The organism is Skermanella sp. (genome assembly GCF_059503625.1).
In genome coordinates this window covers 1-15,532 of sequence record NZ_JCACHA010000628.1, presented here as the reverse complement: position 1 = coordinate 15,532, position 15,532 = coordinate 1, and the positions used below count along the sequence as shown (strand labels likewise).

Sequence of the window (15,532 nt, the reverse complement as noted above, 5' to 3'; positions counted from 1 at the left end):
ATCAAGCTGATGGCAAGGCGCTTGGCCGCTCATAAACTTCTCGGACAGGCTCTAACACCTTATGCTGCGCCAGCTCGCTGGGATGGGCCTGCACGCCGTCGGCTTCAAGATAAGCAGGACCGGCGGCCAGCACACGTCGAAGCCGACCCACTGGATGCGCGATCAGAGAACTGTTCTCCCAGATCGAAATCCTCTTCGACCAGGTCGACGGCGCGATCGAGCAGTTGTAGGTCGATTGTCACCTCAGGGCGGGTATCGAGGAACTGCGTGATGAGCGGGGCCACAAGGTTCACGCCGAAGGTGATTGGGGCCGTGACACGGACAAGACCACGTGGCTCGCTAGCATCCCCTGCTGCCTGGCCTATCACTTCCGCGTAGCTGGCGACCAATGGCCGAGCATCCTCGGCAACGCGCATACCAGCGGGCGTCGGCCGACAACTGCGGGTAGACCGCTCGGCCAGCGTTGCGCCGGCGCGGCGTTCCAAGTCGGCTAGGTCGCGGCTGATCGAAGGCGGCGATCGGTTCAAACGGCGGGCGGCACCAGCGAGGTCACCGGTGTTGATGATTGCGACGAGTGTCTGCAACTCCCGCAGGCGGTTCATACTCTTTCACACAGTGAAATTCTGCAACCGCTTTACCAGTATTCACTCTGTTCATCAAACGGATAGATTGCCGACTGCGGTTGCGCCAGGGGCTTATTGGCCGTGAAAGCCGCGAGGAGGTCCAATGCCCTTCGATACTGTGCAGCCGTTTTCGATCCACGTGCCCGACGAGGTCCTTGCCGATCTGCGGGAACGCATTGCGAGCACACGTTGGACGGACGATACCGATGCCGAGCCTTGGCACTATGGGCCGCCCGTCTCCTACATGCGAGAATTCGCGGACCACTGGCTGCACCGCTATGACTGGCGCTCCACCGAGGCCGCATTGAACGCCCTCGACCATTACACGGCGGACATCGACGGCTTGCCCATCCACTTTATCCACCAGCAAGGGTGCGGGCCAAACCCGATACCGCTCATAATCACGCACGGCTGGCCCGGCAGCTTCGTTGAGATGCTCCAGATCATCCCGATGTTGACCAATCCCGCGGCACATGGGGGCCTTGAGGAGGACGCCTTCTCGGTGGTTGTGCCCTCCATACCTGGCCACGGCTTCTCCGGCCGGCCGAACAAGCCCGGGATGAACTACTCGATGGTGGCAGACATGTGGGTCAAACTAATGGATCGGCTCGGCTACGCCCGCTTCGGCGCGCAGGGTGGTGACTGGGGATCGTGGGTCAGCGCTTCAATGGGGCTGCAGCACCCGGAGCGGATGATAGGTTTGCACCTCAACTACCTGTCGAGCCGCTTTCGGCCAGGTGTGGGCCCCTCCGATCCTCCGGTGACAACAGAAGAGCAGGATTACCTCGACAGGGTCAGCCGCTGGTCAGAGGCCGAAGGCGCCTACATCGCCATACAGGCGACGAAGCCACTGACGTTGGGCCACGCGCTGAGCGACTCCCCGATCGGCCTCGCGGCCTGGATGCTGGAGAAGTTCAAGAGCTGGAGCGATTGCGAAACTGTGCCCCAGCAGGCGATTCCGATCGATGATCTAATCACTGATGTGATGATCTACTGGATTACGAACACGGCCCATTCGGCGGCTCGCTTTTACGCCGGCTCGCGGGAGCGCCCCTTTCATCTTGCGTCGGGCCAGAAGATCCTTCCGCCATGCGGGGTTGTTAGGCTCCCGCGCGAGTTGCCCATGCCGCCACGCAGCTGGGCTGAGCGCGCGTTCAACATCGTGCATTGGACCGAGCTGCCACGGGGCGGTCACTTCGCCGCACTCGAGCAGCCCGGCCCGCTGGCGGAGGATATCCGCAACTTCTTCCGGCCGCTCCGTGCCAACGCTGGACGCTAAGTACCTCCTCCCGACGGTTGCCCGTATACAGAGGCAGCAGGGCATTTCGCGCCATCTGCCTCTGGCTTCATCCAGCTAACGCTACAGCTGCACTCGGCCTGACACAGTACTAGCCCCTCCGGCGGGTACCAGCGCCGTCCGCGACCTGGTCCTGATATCTTCGAAGCGAACTCCTAGGGTCGCAGTGAGCTTACAAATCGTTCATGGTGGTCGCGCACGCGCGTTACAGAGGAGCTTCGCTTGAGCACAGGGTTGATCGCGCTGTTGGACGACATCGCCGGACTGGCCAAGGTCGCGGCGGCCTCGCTGGACGATGTGGTAGCGCAGTCGACCAAGGCGGGCGCCAAGGCGGCGGGCGTAGTGATCGACGACGCGGCGGTGACGCCACGCTATGTGGTGGGTTTTGCCGCGGCGCGCGAGCTGCCGATCGTGGCACGGATCGCCTGGGGATCGCTCAAGAACAAGATGCTATTCCTCCTCCCCGGGGCACTGCTGCTGAGCCTATTCGCGCCCTGGGCGATCACGCCGCTGCTGATGCTGGGCGGGGCCTACCTTTGCTACGAGGGAGCGGAAAAGGTCTGGCACGCGGTGGCGCCGCACAGGGCCAGCCACCACGAGGCGGCGGTGCTGGCACCGCCGGAGAACCCCAAGGCGTTGGAAGACGCCAAGATACGTGGCGCCATCGGCACCGACTTCATCCTATCGGCCGAGATCATGGCGATCACGCTGGGCACCTTACCCGACGTGCCGCTGTGGGAGCAGGCGGTGGTGCTGGCGATCGTGGGCATCGGCATTACAGTGGGCGTTTACGGAGTGGTGGCGCTGATCGTGAAGGCGGACGACGCGGGGCTGGCGATGGCGGCCGGCGAGCGCCCGATCTCGGCGATCTTTCGCCGGCAAATTGGCCAGCCTAGCGACTTCGATCTCTCGGTGCGGCCGGTGACGCAGGCGATTGGGCGCGGGCTGGTGGCCGGGATGCCCTGGTTCCTCAAGGTGCTGGCAATCGTGGGCACGGCGGCGATGGTGTGGGTGGGCGGCGGCATTATCGTGCATGGGTTGGCGAGCTACGGCCTGCCAGGGGTGGAGCACGCCATCCACGGCGCCGCCGTCGCGGCAGCCGGCGCGGTGCCGGCGGTTGCGGGGGCCGTGGAATGGCTGGCGACGGCGGCGGGTTCAGGTGTGGTGGGACTGGTGGTCGGCGCGGTGCTGATCCCCGTGGCACAGTTTGTGGTGTCGCCGTTGATCGGCCTGTTCCGGCGCGAGCCGAAGGGACACGGAGCGGCGGGCGGCTGACAGGGGGTGCCGACGCTGCCGGCAGGGTCCGGTTAGGCTTGAGTGGGGAGCGATCCGAGGCGGACCTGAACCTTTCACTCCACCTCGCGCCAAGCCGAGCGCCAAAGGCCTGTCACTGCACTCGGCACCGGGAGGCCTCCGCCTGGAAGCCTGCCCAAGGTAGCTGCTGACTGCCCCTGCCGAGAACGGCAGCGTCTCCGGAACGGAGGACACCGTCCGGGGTTCAACCATCAAGCTTGGCATCCCTGGCGCGACAGGCGCCTCCGCCACCGGGAGTCCCGATGCTATACCGCTTGCTGCCCGCTCTCGCCCATGCGGCGGTCTTGCTGCCGCTCCTCATGGTCGCCGTACGGCCCGCAGTGGCGCAGGACGAGCCGATCGAGCTGGCGGACGACCCTTTCGAAATCACCGATCCCATTGCCACCGCGCCCGGCGCTGCGGAGATCGGTTTTGTCGGGTCCTATGAGCGGGCTCGCCGCGGTCGCGTCCGCAACACCAGAGGGGTGGAGGCGGAGCTTGAGATGGGCATTGTCCCCGGCCTTGAGCTCCGCCTCGGCCAGACCGGCGCCTACGGCAACCTCGAGACCCGGCGCAAGCTGGGTACCGTGACAGACCTATCGGGCAGCTCGGATGATGCGGGCCGAGCATTGTGGGGTGGCGCCACGCGGTTCGGCGCATTGTACCAGCTCAGCGATGGCCGGGGCCGCTTACCGGCGGTGGGCCTGCTTGGACGGGTGCGGACGCTCTACGGACCAGGCAGGACCGGCTACGAGACTGAGGCCGTGGCCCTCGTCGGCAAGACCCTTCGGGGCGGGGAACGACCGCTTGGCCTCCATGTCAACCTCGGCTGGGTGGCACGCATCGATCCCCAGCCGGGGGAGCGGCCGAACCGCTTCCTCGTCAACGCCTCGGTCGGGCAGGCCGTGTCCCGTGATACAGCGTTGGTCTTGACCTATGCGCGGGAGCAGCAGGAACGCGGAGACCGGGATTACAGCGTGGTCCAGGCGGGTATCCGCCACAGGCTGCAGAGCGGAACAGTGCTCGGCCTGGCTGCGGGTGCTGGGACCACCCGGGACTCGCCGAGCTTTCAGATCGCCTTTGCCGTGCAGTGGCAACTCAGCGAGGGTTGGCGCTGAGTCGTGGGCGATTGCAAGTCCCCGCATTCCACCCGTCTCGGCAGTTGCCTGGATCGGGGAGCTGCGACCGCCTAGACGCATCAGATCCGGCCATAGAACCAAGATTGAGTAGCGGCATGAACGCTTCGCCACAGGAGTTTCAGGGCTATGATCACATGCGACGAGTCCCGCCCGGGTTAGATCTGCAAGGGTCCAGACTCATGAATCCGGACAAGGGCGGTGCTGGCCAGGCAGATGGCAAACATCGAGGTGTGGGCGCATCGGCATAGCCCATGGCGATGGGCCGCCAGTCCTTCAGGCGCGCGAATATGTTCTCGATGCGGCGTCTCTCCAGATAGAGGGCTTTGTCCTGGGGGATCGGCCATGGCAGCACCTCCGGCCGCCATGGAGTCAGCCAATCAGATCAGGCGATACCCCGAGTTAATGGATCCTGAGCCTTTGATTGTGCACGAGCAGTTACTTCGGTTGCACCAGCTTGGCCATTAGCGCGTCGAACAACAGGTCTCCCGAGCGTTTGATGTCGGCTGCGGGTGTGCCCTCCAGCATCAGGTTCCAGACCCCGCTGGCGGCAGCCCAGATCGTCCTCGCTGCCGTGTCGACGTCGGTCATCAGATGTCGTTCAGCGGCAAGGCGCTCGACGATCGCTTGCATGATGACGAAGCTTTCGCGGCTCGCAGTTGTGTCGGCCCGGCTGCTCTCGATCATGAGGCGGAAAAGCTTGGGGCGCTCAAGCGCGAATGCGATCCAGCTGTCCCAGCCCCGTCGCAAATCAGCCATGGCATCTGCCGTTTGTCGGTTCGCCCGCTTTTGCGCCATGAACCTGTCGATGCCTTGAGCCACGACGGCCCTGAGCAGGCCGTCCTTGTCACCGAAGTGGTGGTACAGCGTCGGGGCCGTGATTCCTGCCGCCTGGCAGACCGCGCGTGTCGTGAAGGCGCCATCTCTCTCCAGGAGGTCGGCCGCAGCGGCCAGGATCTGGTCTTCGGTCGCCATCATCACCTTCAGGAACAGGCCTTGCGAGCGCTATAGCGATGCTATATACCACGTATAGCGATGCTATAGGAGTTAGCATGAAGACCGCGTTCGTGACAGGGGGATCGGGCTTCGTTGGCAGACCATTGATCCGCAGGCTCGCCGCCCGTGGCGTCCGTATCGTGGCGCTGGCCCGTAGCACAGCCGCAGCCGCCGCAGTCGAGAAGGCGGGCGCGGTCGCCTGCCGTGGCGACCTGCTGGACGAGCATGCCATCAGCGCGGGCATGCGGGGCTGCGACACGGTCTTTCACGTCGCTGGCCACCTGACCGAGTGGGACCGGTACGACGTCTTCCACACGGTGAACGTACTCGGTACTCGAACGATGCTCGCGGCGGCCAAGGCCGTGGGCGTGTCCACATTCGTTGCAGTCGGGGCCTCCGCCGTCGTCCAGGGAAGGCCGGTGCCAATGAGGAACGTCTCGGAAGACTTGCCGCTCCAGGCACCCTTATGGGGCCCCTACATTGCGACAAAGGCTGAGGCCGAACGCTTGGTGCGGCAGGCGAATGCGCCTGAGCTTTGCACGGTCGTCGTCCGGCCGCCGTTGGTCTGGGGTGAGGGGATGCCGATGCTGGATGCGATGGTTGCTGCGGCCAGGAGCGGCCAGTTCGCGCTGCCGGACGCCGGGCGGCAGGTCATGTCCACTAGTCACGTCGACAACGTCGTGGAATGCCTGATCCTGGCTGCCGAGAGGGGCCGGGGCGGCGAGGCATACTACGTGACGGACGGGAATGATCTCACCCTCAAAGAGGTGCTGGCCGATCTTCTCGGGACGCGCGGCGTTCCACCTATCACGCGCAGCGCCCCCTTCGGGCTCGCCTGGCGCATGGCAGCGGGCATGGAAGCGGCTTGGCGCTTGCTCGGCCTCCGCTCCAAGCCGCCCGTCACGCGCCAGACCTTACGCATGATCGGCCAGGACTTCACGCTCGACATCACCAAGGCCCGCCGCGACCTTGGCTATGTGCCGGTCATAAATTGGGCCGAGGGAGTCGCCCGCATGCGCAGGCCAGATGGTTCAAGCCAAGCGACGGCTTCTGCCTGACGCTTTGACAGCCGAGGACACTCAATGACCGAAAACCAACCCCGGCCCAGGTGGAACACAACCCGGCGGCGCCTCGCGGCCATGCTCGGTGCCATGCCGGTGCTGGCCTCGCTTCCCTGGTTTGGGGGCTGCTCTGGTGGCGGCATCACAAGCCACCCAAGGCCGATCAGTGACCACTTCGACGGCGAGCGCTTCTTCAATCCAGGCGGCGTGGCCCCTCGCGGTGTTGTCGATCTGGTACGCTGGAGGCTCGGCGGAAACAATGAGGACTGGCCTGATCGCTATCCCAACCCATTCCTGCCGGACCGGCCCCCGGCACGTGTCGATGGCAAGGCGCTGCGCGTGACCTTCGCGGGACACGCAACCTTCCTCATTCAAGGAGCAGGGCTGAACATCCTGACCGACCCTGTCTGGTCCGAGCGCGCAAGCCCGTCTTCCCTTGTCGGTCCGAAGCGGGTCAATCCACCCGGCATCGCCTTCGACAACTTGCCGCCTATCGACGTCGTGCTGGTATCGCACGGCCACTACGACCATCTCGACGTCGAGACTTTGGCACGCCTCTGGCACCGTGATCGGCCGCGGATCATCGCGCCGCTTGGCAATGAGGTGGCCATCCGGGGACACGACCAGGCCATCGAGGTCACAACTGCCGACTGGGATGCCGTGGTGCCGCTCAGGAATGGGATCGAGGTGGTACTCGAGCAGGTCCACCACTGGACGGCACGCGGACTGTGGGACCGTAACCGCGCCCTGTGGTGCGGCTTCGTGCTGCGCGGCCTGGGAGGCGGCATCTTCTTCGCCGGCGACACTGGCTTCGATGATGGACGCCCGTTCAAACGGGTTGCGCAGAAGCACGGACCACTCGAGCTCGCGCTGCTGCCAATCGGCGCCTATGAGCCCAGATGGTTCATGGCGGACCAACACATGAACCCGGACGACGCAGTGCAGGGATTCAAGTTGCTCGGCGCACGCCAAGCACTTGGATACCACTGGGGCACCTTCAAGCTCACCAACGAGGGCGTCGACCGCCCGTTTACCGACCTCGCGGGAGCTCTCATCACGGCAGGTGTTGAGCCCACATGCTTCGTCGCCGCTCGGCCTGGGCTGGTCTGGACGAGGGCTGCGGGAACCTGATCTACCCCCAGCAAAGTATCGCGGGAGGTTGCTGCGACATCACAGCTCACGCCGGATCTACAGAGTGTGATCCCTTTACATGTGACAGGTCGTCCGCGATCCGTCGGCGTGATGTCGATAGCCGGGATCTGCCGGAGAAGGGCAAGCGCTTCCACGCCGTTCGGTTGCAAGCCACTCCTCCGGCATGTTCGTGGCCAGCAGCCTCCTCCGCCTGTGAGCAGCGGCGTTGCATCACTCACCACGTGTCGGCCTTTCCACCGAGCGGCAGGCAGATGTCGCATTCGAGGCCCGCGGGCGCGAAGTCGAGGCGCACCGTGCCGCCGAACTCCTGCGTCAGGCCGCGCTCCAGCAGCCGCGAGCCGAAGCCGCGCCGCTCCGGCCGCCGCACCGGCGGTCCGCCGCGCTCGCGCCAGGCAGTCTCAACGAGGGGGACAGCGTCTGCCGACTGCCTCAAGGACCAGCTTCGCTCGACACAGCCATCGGAAACAGAGAGCGCACCGTACTCGGCTGCATTAGTGGCGAGCTCGTCGAAGGCAAGGTTGAGCGTGACCACCGCATTCGGCCGGCATCATCAACCCGCTCGCCCAGGAACGCGTGCCGTCCTTGCGCAGGTGCCAACGCTCGTTCTCGGTGCGGTCCTGCCCCTGGGCCCGGCACATCTCGAGCCTCGGGACGATGGCGCCGCGATCCTCCGGTAGAAACCAGACCTGCGCGAAGCGCCCCAGGATCTCCGCGTCCTCGTAGCCGAGGACGCGCCGTGCGCTTTCGTTCCAGCTGGTCACGCAACCCGTCCCTTCCAAGGTCACAGTGGCGTAGTCGGTCGCGCCATCGAGGATCAAGCGCCCGCGCGCTGCTTCGGCCTGCAAGGCTGTGACCTCTGCTTCGAGCTCGGTCACGCTTGCTGCAGATACCCCCTGCGGCATGGGTTCCCTGCACGCCGGCAGTGTGCTGGCCGCGCTCGGCCTCGTCGTCATTTTGCCCCGGTTGCATTCGCAAGCACCATGGCGCCCCTTCGGCGCAAAATGCGCCCGTTTGATCATCTGCGGGAGCTCGTCTGTCCAGATTCGCACAACGGGTAGCGACGGCGTCATACGCCGCCCGCCCCGGCCCGCCCGAGCAGGCGGGTGAACTCGGCCCGCGTGGCGCCGTGGCACTCGCAGGAGGTTGCCTCCAGCCCGGGGCGGTCGAGGATGGTGACATGCCCTCGATCGTAGTGGATCAACCCTTCGTCGCGCAGGATGCCCGCCACCGTCACGCCGGCGCGCCGCACCCCAAGCATGACGGAGAGGAACTCATGGGTGAGCGGCAGCTCGTCGCTCTCCGCCCGGTCATGGGCGATCAGCATCCAGCGCGCGAGGCGCTGCTCCAGCTGGTGGCGTGCGTTGCAGGCCGCCGTCTGGGCGACCAGGCCGTGGAATGCCAGGGTGAAGCGGAGCAGCAGAAGCCGCAGCCCGGCATCCGCCTCCACCGCATCACGGAACCTGGCCGCGCCGAGGCGCAGCGCGGCGCCGGGCATCTGCACCCTCGCCTCCGCCGGCCGAGCGTCGGCCCCGAGCAGCAGGGGGAGCCCGACGAAGCCCTCGCGGCCAACGGTTCCGCTCTCGACGTGGTTACCGTCGATCATCAGCGTCATCAGCGAGACCGCGCCGGCCTCGACGAAGTGGACGGCCCCGATCGGCTCGCCGGGCCCGTGGAGGCACAGGTTGCTGGGCAGCTCCACGCGTTCCAGCGCAGGCGCGATGCGCGCAAAACTCTCCGGCGGCAGCGCGGCGAGGAGCCGGTTGCGCACGGCGGACTGCTCGACGCCACTCATGTCGCTCTCCCGCGTTCCAGAACGCCGTTTTGGGCCACGCGGGAGGAGGGCGCATTAACGCATGTGAACGCGGCCGGCGCCTTCTTCTGCGACCGAGGCGGTCAGGATGGTGATATGGCCAAGGGATCAGGCCTGCCTCTCCGGCTCAGGAGGGGCCGGGCGAGCGCCCCCGGAGAGGAGCCTACTGCATGGCCAATCCTTGGACCGCCAAGATGGAGCAGTTCACGACGTTCTCCGAGGAGGATCGTCGGCGGCTGGACGATCTTGCCTCGCTGCGCCGGCAGCACTACGAGCCGCGTCAGGACATCATCCGTGAGGGCGAGCACTCGCCCGAGTGCCACCTGGTGCTCTCGGGCCTGGCCTGCCGCTACAAGCTGCTGCCTGATGGCGGCCGGCAGATCATGGCCTTTCTGGTGCCCGGCGACCTCTGCGACGCCGAGATCTTCATCCTGAAGGAGATGGACCACAGCATCTGTGCGCTCGGGCCGTGCGAAGTGGCGGCGATCCCCGGCGAGGACGTGCGCAAGCTGCTGCTCGACCGTCCCGGCATCGCGCTGCCGCTCTGGTGGGGGACGCTGCAGGACGAGGCTGTGTTGCGGGCGCGGATCGTCGATCTCGGGCGCCGCGATGCCCGTCAGCGGATCGCCCACATCCTCTACGAGGTACTGGTGCGGCACCGCATGGTGGACGCCACGGCCGATGACAGCTTCGACTGGCCAGTCACGCAGACCGACCTCGCCGACGCCACCGGGCTGACGACGGTGCATGTGAACCGCACGCTGCAGCGGCTGCGCGAGGAGGGCCTGATCGCAGTGGAGGATTGGCGGGTGACCGTGCTCGACCGGGCCGGGCTGCGCGACGCGGCCGAGTTCAGCCCGAACTACCTGCACCTGGACCGCGCCACCAAGGATCCCCGGAGCGTCCCGGGCAAGCGGGTGGAGGGCCTGATCTAGATGAGAACCCAGCTCCCTCGGAATCCGCGCCCGCCCGCCCGGCCAGACCGCGTCAAGCCGTGCGAGTGCTGGAAGCAGGCGATGGCGGCCCCGTCTTCGAGTTCCAGGCCCGGGACGGACCCGGGGAATGGCCGGAGGAGCCCGGGGATCGTGACGCGGTCTGCGTCGTCATCTCCGGCGAGGGCGCACTCCTCTGCGATGGCGAGGTGCTGGAATGCGCCGTCGGTGATGTGCTGTTCGCCCCGGCCGGCGCGCCGCGCCGGTTCGAGCGTCTGAGTCACGGCTTCAGCACCTGGCGCATCCTGCTCGGCCCGGATCCTGCGTCATGTGGCGGCAGTGGCCGGGGACGTTGAGCGCTGCCGCCGGATCCGGTTGGCAAACTCCTGGCCGAATTTGAGTGTCTACTGCCGCACGGTCTCATGGCTGACAACGATGCCACGTGTGGCCAGCATCTCCTCGGCCATGCGCAAGCGGAGCGGGAGGCGGAAGTACCGCCAGATCGCGTGGCTGATCACCTCGGCGGGAAACCGGTACCCGGAATAGGGCGACTTGGTGGCTGGCGGGACCATGTGGAGCCCCTGCCGGACCGGGTTCCGCCGGCCAAGTAGCGCTCGACTTGACGGTGCCACCTGGACAGCCAACCAGCCACCGCGACACGCACTCTCACAAACTACGAGCACTTGGTGATGGAACTGCCCTAAGGCGCACGCTGACGCGGCTTCAGCGGCACCGGCTTTACAGACCTGATAGTCGGTTGCCGATGCGCTGCAGCGCCGCGCTGCCGTGACGCAGGCCGAGAATGCCGCCGCTGAGGTTGCGGTGCGAGCTGAGCGGACCGGGATGCAGTTGCGCGAGCTGCAACACCGGGTCGCCAGCGGTGGTGCCTGAGCAAGGCAGGGGCCTCGCCCCGGTCGGCGCTGCAGCCCTCGCCGCCGCCCAGGCCAATGCTAGGGAGGCGCTCGCCCCGGAGACACTGCGGGCCTATGCCGCCGACTGGGCGCATTTCTGCTGCGCCCCGCTGGCGGCCGAGCCCGCAGCCGTCGCCGCCTATCTCGCCTTGCTCGCCGGCCTGTACTCTCGCTCCCGGCTCGAGTGCCGGCTGGCCTCCATCGGCCAGCAGCACCGCCTGCGCGGCCTCGACTGGTCCGCCCGCCATCCTGCCATCCCCGGCATCTACCGCCGGCACGGTAGCCGCAGCCGTCAGGCAGCGGCGCTGACCTTCGCCGAGCTGCGCAGGCTGGTCGCCGCCTGCGGTGGCGACCAGGCCGGCCTGTGCGACCACGCCCTGCTGCTACTAGGCTTTGCCTGTGCGCTGCGCCGGTCCAAGCTGATCGGCATCGACCGTGGGCACCTGCGCTGTACCGGCGACGAAATCCGATCGCGACTGGTTGGTGAGGCTGTTGTTCTGAGATGAGCAATCGCCAACAAAGGGCACGACCTGGGCCTTTTCAAATGGCGCCAACCATACACCTACCGATACTCATGATTTCAGGGCAAGCTCCCAGTTCGATAACGCTAACAGCACAAAAAGGCCGGAGCACGCCATGCAGGTTGGTGTCCCTAAGGAAGTGAAAGTCCACGAATATCGCGTCGGCTTGGTCCCCGCCTCGGTGCGGGAACTGGTGCAGCGCGGTCATCATGTCCTGGTTGAAACCGGCGCTGGCACGGGCATCGGATTTCCCGACGCGAGCTATACTGATGCCGGCGCCACCATTGCCCCGGACGCAGCCACCGTCTTCGCTGCAGCCGACCTCGTGATCAAGGTGAAGGAACCGCAGCCGGCTGAATGGGCACAACTCCGCCGTGGCCAGATGCTGTTCACCTATCTACATCTCGCCCCCGATCGCAAACAGACTGAAGGTCTGCTGGCCAGCGCCTGCACCGCCATCGCCTATGAAACCGTGACCGACCCCACGGGTGCCCTGCCGCTGCTGGCGCCGATGAGTGAGGTGGCGGGCCGCATGGCTATCCAGGTCGGCGCCCGCTGCCTGGAGAAGGAAGCGGGTGGCGCCGGTATCCTGCTTTCGGGAGTGCCAGGCGTTCCGCCTGGGCGTATTGTCGTGCTCGGCGGCGGTGTCGTCGGCTCGAACGCTGCACGAATCGCGGCCGGGATGCGAGCTCAGGTCACGGTACTGGATCGCAATCCGCGGGTACTCGACACGCTGGACCGAGAATTCGCTGGCCGTGTCGCCACCGTCTTCGCCACGGCGGAAGCAACGGAACAAGCAGTGATCGAAGCCGACCTAGTCGTTGGCGCCGTGCTGATCCCTGGCGCTGCGGCGCCTCGGTTGGTGAGCCGCGCTATGGTCGCCGCCATGCGGCCTGGGAGCGTATTGGTCGATGTCGCGATTGATCAGGGTGGCTGCTTCGAAACCTCCCGCCCCACCACCCATGCCGACCCGACCTACGTGGTGGATGGCGTGGTGCACTACTGCGTCACCAACATGCCTGGCGCGGTAGCCAGGACCAGTGCCGTCGCGCTGAACAACGCAACGCTGCCCTATATTTTGCAGTTGGCCGACAAGGGCTTTCCGGACGCTCTGGCAGAGAATCCACATCTCGCGCAAGGGCTGAACATCCATGCAGGGCATATTGTCCATCCTGCTGTGGCTCAGGCGCGCGGGCTGGCAGCTCTGCCTTTGTCGAAGGCGCTGGGCGGCTAGCGCTGCGGTACACTTCTGGATTGAGCGTTGGCACAAGCGCCATGAGCAGGTCCGGCGATGTCTGGGACAACGCAGCGGCGAAGAGTTTCCTCTCGTCGCTGAGATCCGAATGCATCGCCCGCAAGGTCTACCGCACCCGCAATCAGGCACGGGCCGACGTGTTCGACTATATTAAGCGCTTCTACAATTCGCGGCGCCGCCACCCTACCATCGGATACCTCAGCCCAGTTGACTTCGAGCAGTGGGCCAAAACAGGCTACAATGAACGTCCACCAAGCCGATAGCAGGTCAAATCCATGAGGCTGCCAGCCAAGCCGATCTGGTCCTGCCTTATATGACCTATGAAAAGCCGGCGCATCGCTTGCTTTCGCCGGGCTTCGGATGGATGCCCATTATCGAGGCCGACCCCTTCCTCCATGCGTCGGGTCGTCGCCCTCGCCTCGTTGGCGGTACGCCCTACCCATGCTAGGTGCAGCGGAACCCAACCCTGCCGTTGTCCCCGTACGGGGCGGCGTTGCGGGCCGACGCAAAGCCGACAATAGCCGAGCGACATACCGCTGGCTCAGGCGACTAATGCCGTGGCACGCCCGAGCGGGACGCGCAGCCGGATGCGAAGGCCCGCGGGAGCATACTCCACCGTCACGCTTCCTTTGAGCTGATGGCCCAGGCCTCGCTCCAAGAGCCGCGTGCCGAACCCGCAATGCGTCGGCGGCCCGGCCACTGGCGGCCCGCCTTGTTCGATCCAGCAAAGCTCGACCGCCGCTGGTGAAGCGGAAACCTGCCAGGCCACGCTGACGCGGCCGAGCGGCGACGAGAGAGCTCCAAAGCGGGCTGCATTGGATGCCATTTCGTGGAGGGCCAGCGCCAGGGTGACGGCAGGCTCCGGCGGAAACCGCACCAATGGGCCGGCCACGTCGATACGTGACTTCGCCTCCGCGGCAGACGGCGCGGTGAACGGACGCAGGGAGGCATTCACAAGCTCGGTCAACGTGGCGCCCTGCCAGGCACCCACCGTCAGCAGTTCGTGCGTCTTTGCCAACGCAAGCAGCCTGTCCCGAAACGCTTTATGGAAGCGCGAGGGCTGTGCGTCGAAAGCCGGGCTTGTCGCCCGTCGGGTCTGCTCTGCGATCGACTGAACAACGGCCAAGGTGTTCTTGACCCGATGGTTCAACTCGGCAACCAGGAGTGCCTGCCGCTCTACGGCAAGCCGCTGCTCCGTGATATCCATCGTCACGCAAACAAGCCGGACCGGCCGACGGGCACCTTGGCTGTCGGTTGCAAACCACGCCTGGCCCAGCGAACGAAGCCAACGTGGACGCCCATCCGAAGCGATCAGGGCGGCCCGGTGTTCGACAGCGTAGCTCCCGCCCCTCGATGGGTCGATGGCTTGCAGAATAGCCGCCCGCACCCGCCCGAGATCGTCCGGGTGGATGAGACGGTCCATTGCCTCGTTGAAAGCAATCTTTTGAGGCATGCCGAGTAAGGTATGCGCGGCAGGGTCCCACAGCGACATGCCTGATTGGGGGTCGAACTCCCACGCACAGGCCCCCGCGATTTCGAGCGACAGGCGAAGTCGCTCCTCTCCCGCCCGGCGAGCCTCTGCCTCGCTCGCAAGCTTCGCCGCCTGACGCGCTATGCTACGCAGCTCGAAGCCACGCATGACAAGCGCCGCCAGATCGGTCAGGCGCCGCCGCTCCGCGACCTGCAGCCCCTCTGGCCGCGCGTTGGGGGAGAGGACGCAGAGGCTGCCGAGCGCCACGCCCTCCGGCGTCAGCAGCGGAGCGCCGGCGTAGAAGCGGATGCGGGGGGCGCCGGTGACCAGCGGATTTGCCGCGAAGCGGGGATCGCATGCGGCATCGGGCACGACCAGGACGCTGCCTGCGGTCTCCCGAAGTACATGCTCGCAGAACGACCATGCGCGTGGCGTTTCAGCCAATCCGAAGCCAACTTGGGCTTTGAACCACTGCCGCGTGTCATCGACGAGTGAGACGAGAGCAACCGGAGCGTCGAGCAAATCAGCCGCAAGGGATGCAAGACCGTCGAACTCCGCCTCGGGTGGCGTGTCGAGCAGTTCGTAGCGATGCAGCGCGGCCAGGCGCTTGGTCTCAAGGTCGGGAGCGAGCCGATGGTTGTCGGCCGGCGACGCCTGGATGAGGGCGAATGGCGCAGGAAAATCGTGTCGGGATGCATCCATGACGCGTGCCCACCGGTATATGCGCTACCTATAAGATATAGGTTGACGTATTTGGTAGCGCCACCTTGATAACATTCATGGGAAACCACCAGTGTAAGCGCGGACAGACAGCGATTGCAGATAAATCGGTAGACAAGTCTGCTAGAGGCTACGCCTTCCGCAAGCAATGGAGCGAAGTGCGGAAGAATGTAGTGACGCCCTGCTGCCAGCGTCGGTCTGGTTTCTGCTTCTTTTGCGGGGCGCAGGGATTCTTTCCGATCTATCAAATTAACTGTTGCCGGTGCTATGTGGGTCTCCCGGCACCGGCCATGAAGCCAAACCTAGAGCATTTCAGGTTTAGTCGAACGCGTAGCCTGAGTTGGCAAGGTAGTT

At 65.7% G+C, this 15,532-nt stretch carries 17 protein-coding genes and 1 pseudogene; 10 read left to right on the top strand and 8 right to left on the bottom strand.

The genetic code is table 11. The features are described from left to right. Window positions 1-104 precede the first annotated feature (104 nt). Window positions 105-602: a LysR family transcriptional regulator gene (locus AC5JJ6_RS18420; protein WP_496043445.1), complete on the bottom strand. Its 498-nt coding sequence runs from the start codon at window positions 600-602 to the stop codon at window positions 105-107. A gap of 124 nt (window positions 603-726) precedes the next feature. Between AC5JJ6_RS18420 and AC5JJ6_RS18415 the strand changes: the two genes are divergently transcribed. The 3 genes from AC5JJ6_RS18415 to AC5JJ6_RS18405 all read left to right on the top strand — a co-directional run bounded on the left by AC5JJ6_RS18415 (window position 727) and on the right by AC5JJ6_RS18405 (window position 4,331). Then, window positions 727-1,902, top strand: coding sequence for an epoxide hydrolase family protein (locus tag AC5JJ6_RS18415; protein WP_496043444.1), 1,176 nt, complete (start codon window positions 727-729; stop codon window positions 1,900-1,902). Between the two features lie 240 nt (window positions 1,903-2,142). After that, window positions 2,143-3,195: a DUF808 domain-containing protein gene (locus AC5JJ6_RS18410; RefSeq protein WP_496043443.1), complete on the top strand. Its 1,053-nt coding sequence runs from the start codon at window positions 2,143-2,145 to the stop codon at window positions 3,193-3,195. A 281-nt stretch (window positions 3,196-3,476) separates the two neighbouring features. Continuing rightward, window positions 3,477-4,331 (top strand): hypothetical protein, encoded by an 855-nt coding sequence (locus AC5JJ6_RS18405; RefSeq protein WP_496043442.1) that lies wholly within the window; start codon window positions 3,477-3,479, stop codon window positions 4,329-4,331. A gap of 456 nt (window positions 4,332-4,787) precedes the next feature. On the opposite strand, the gene AC5JJ6_RS18400 is transcribed toward AC5JJ6_RS18405, so the two are convergent. Then, window positions 4,788-5,324, bottom strand: coding sequence for a TetR/AcrR family transcriptional regulator (locus AC5JJ6_RS18400; RefSeq protein ID WP_496043441.1), 537 nt, complete (start codon window positions 5,322-5,324; stop codon window positions 4,788-4,790). A 77-nt stretch (window positions 5,325-5,401) separates the two neighbouring features. Here AC5JJ6_RS18400 and AC5JJ6_RS18395 point away from each other — a divergent pair, with 77 nt between their 5' ends. Together AC5JJ6_RS18395 and AC5JJ6_RS18390 are read left to right on the top strand one after the other, a co-directional pair. Continuing rightward, window positions 5,402-6,403, top strand: a complete 1,002-nt coding sequence (locus tag AC5JJ6_RS18395; RefSeq protein WP_496043440.1) for an NAD-dependent epimerase/dehydratase family protein — start codon at window positions 5,402-5,404, stop codon at window positions 6,401-6,403. A gap of 24 nt (window positions 6,404-6,427) precedes the next feature. After that, window positions 6,428-7,537, top strand: a complete 1,110-nt coding sequence (locus AC5JJ6_RS18390; RefSeq protein ID WP_496043439.1) for an MBL fold metallo-hydrolase — start codon at window positions 6,428-6,430, stop codon at window positions 7,535-7,537. A 235-nt stretch (window positions 7,538-7,772) separates the two neighbouring features. On the opposite strand, the gene AC5JJ6_RS18385 is transcribed toward AC5JJ6_RS18390, so the two are convergent. The 3 genes from AC5JJ6_RS18385 to AC5JJ6_RS18375 all read right to left on the bottom strand — a co-directional run bounded on the left by AC5JJ6_RS18385 (window position 7,773) and on the right by AC5JJ6_RS18375 (window position 9,350). Next, the gene (locus AC5JJ6_RS18385; RefSeq protein WP_496043438.1) at window positions 7,773-8,090 is read right to left on the bottom strand and encodes a hypothetical protein; all 318 of its coding nucleotides are present in this window, start codon (window positions 8,088-8,090) and stop codon (window positions 7,773-7,775) included. Further along, window positions 8,050-8,433 carry a PAS domain S-box protein gene (locus tag AC5JJ6_RS18380; RefSeq protein ID WP_496043437.1) on the bottom strand — a complete coding sequence of 128 codons (384 nt, stop codon included), beginning with the start codon at window positions 8,431-8,433 and terminating at the stop codon, window positions 8,050-8,052. The genes AC5JJ6_RS18385 and AC5JJ6_RS18380 overlap by 41 nt, the downstream gene beginning before the upstream one ends. Window positions 8,434-8,624: 191 nt before the next feature. Beyond that, window positions 8,625-9,350, bottom strand: a complete 726-nt coding sequence (locus tag AC5JJ6_RS18375; protein ID WP_496043436.1) for a Crp/Fnr family transcriptional regulator — start codon at window positions 9,348-9,350, stop codon at window positions 8,625-8,627. 188 nt (window positions 9,351-9,538) lie between these two features. On the opposite strand from AC5JJ6_RS18375, the gene AC5JJ6_RS18370 reads away from it, so the two are divergent. Then, entirely contained in the window at window positions 9,539-10,303 is a 765-nt protein-coding gene (locus AC5JJ6_RS18370) for a Crp/Fnr family transcriptional regulator (RefSeq protein WP_496043435.1), read from the top strand. 65 nt (window positions 10,304-10,368) lie between these two features. Beyond that, on the top strand, window positions 10,369-10,656 hold the full coding sequence (locus tag AC5JJ6_RS18365) for a cupin domain-containing protein (RefSeq protein ID WP_496043434.1): 288 nt from the start codon (window positions 10,369-10,371) through the stop codon (window positions 10,654-10,656). A 48-nt stretch (window positions 10,657-10,704) separates the two neighbouring features. Here the strand turns inward: AC5JJ6_RS18365 and AC5JJ6_RS18360 are convergent, their stop codons facing one another. Further along, window positions 10,705-10,872, bottom strand: coding sequence for a hypothetical protein (locus tag AC5JJ6_RS18360; protein ID WP_496043433.1), 168 nt, complete (start codon window positions 10,870-10,872; stop codon window positions 10,705-10,707). Between the two features lie 166 nt (window positions 10,873-11,038). Further along, window positions 11,039-11,164, bottom strand: coding sequence for a hypothetical protein (locus tag AC5JJ6_RS18355; RefSeq protein WP_496043432.1), 126 nt, complete (start codon window positions 11,162-11,164; stop codon window positions 11,039-11,041). A gap of 16 nt (window positions 11,165-11,180) precedes the next feature. Between AC5JJ6_RS18355 and AC5JJ6_RS18350 the strand changes: the two genes are divergently transcribed. The 3 genes and pseudogenes from AC5JJ6_RS18350 to AC5JJ6_RS18340 all read left to right on the top strand — a co-directional run. Next, window positions 11,181-11,717, top strand: a complete 537-nt coding sequence (locus AC5JJ6_RS18350) for a site-specific integrase (protein ID WP_496043431.1) — start codon at window positions 11,181-11,183, stop codon at window positions 11,715-11,717. Between the two features lie 130 nt (window positions 11,718-11,847). Continuing rightward, window positions 11,848-12,966: an alanine dehydrogenase gene (gene ald, locus AC5JJ6_RS18345; RefSeq protein WP_496043430.1), complete on the top strand. Its 1,119-nt coding sequence runs from the start codon at window positions 11,848-11,850 to the stop codon at window positions 12,964-12,966. Window positions 12,967-12,998: 32 nt separating this feature from the next. Beyond that, a pseudogene (locus tag AC5JJ6_RS18340) lies at window positions 12,999-13,250 on the top strand (IS3 family transposase); the annotation flags it as partial. Window positions 13,251-13,528: 278 nt separating this feature from the next. On the opposite strand, the gene AC5JJ6_RS18335 reads toward AC5JJ6_RS18340, so the two are convergent. After that, complete coding sequence (locus AC5JJ6_RS18335; RefSeq protein WP_496043429.1) at window positions 13,529-15,160, bottom strand: sensor histidine kinase; 1,632 nt, start codon at window positions 15,158-15,160, stop codon at window positions 13,529-13,531. Between the last annotated feature and the right edge of the window lie 372 nt (window positions 15,161-15,532).

Excerpts from the sequence above, each read along its gene's own strand:
- AC5JJ6_RS18420 (WP_496043445.1), bottom strand. The coding sequence starts at position 602 with ATGAACCGCCTGCGGGAGTTGCAGACACTCGTCGCAATCATCAACACC.
- AC5JJ6_RS18415 (WP_496043444.1), top strand. The coding sequence starts at position 727 with ATGCCCTTCGATACTGTGCAGCCGTTTTCGATCCACGTGCCCGACGAG.
- AC5JJ6_RS18405 (WP_496043442.1), top strand. The coding sequence starts at position 3,477 with ATGCTATACCGCTTGCTGCCCGCTCTCGCCCATGCGGCGGTCTTGCTG.
- AC5JJ6_RS18400 (WP_496043441.1), bottom strand. The coding sequence starts at position 5,324 with ATGGCGACCGAAGACCAGATCCTGGCCGCTGCGGCCGACCTCCTGGAG.
- AC5JJ6_RS18395 (WP_496043440.1), top strand. The coding sequence starts at position 5,402 with ATGAAGACCGCGTTCGTGACAGGGGGATCGGGCTTCGTTGGCAGACCA.
- AC5JJ6_RS18390 (WP_496043439.1), top strand. The coding sequence starts at position 6,428 with ATGACCGAAAACCAACCCCGGCCCAGGTGGAACACAACCCGGCGGCGC.
- AC5JJ6_RS18375 (WP_496043436.1), bottom strand. The coding sequence starts at position 9,350 with ATGAGTGGCGTCGAGCAGTCCGCCGTGCGCAACCGGCTCCTCGCCGCG.
- AC5JJ6_RS18370 (WP_496043435.1), top strand. The coding sequence starts at position 9,539 with ATGGCCAATCCTTGGACCGCCAAGATGGAGCAGTTCACGACGTTCTCC.
- AC5JJ6_RS18360 (WP_496043433.1), bottom strand. The coding sequence starts at position 10,872 with ATGGTCCCGCCAGCCACCAAGTCGCCCTATTCCGGGTACCGGTTTCCC.
- ald (WP_496043430.1), top strand. The coding sequence starts at position 11,848 with ATGCAGGTTGGTGTCCCTAAGGAAGTGAAAGTCCACGAATATCGCGTC.
- AC5JJ6_RS18335 (WP_496043429.1), bottom strand. The coding sequence starts at position 15,160 with ATGGATGCATCCCGACACGATTTTCCTGCGCCATTCGCCCTCATCCAG.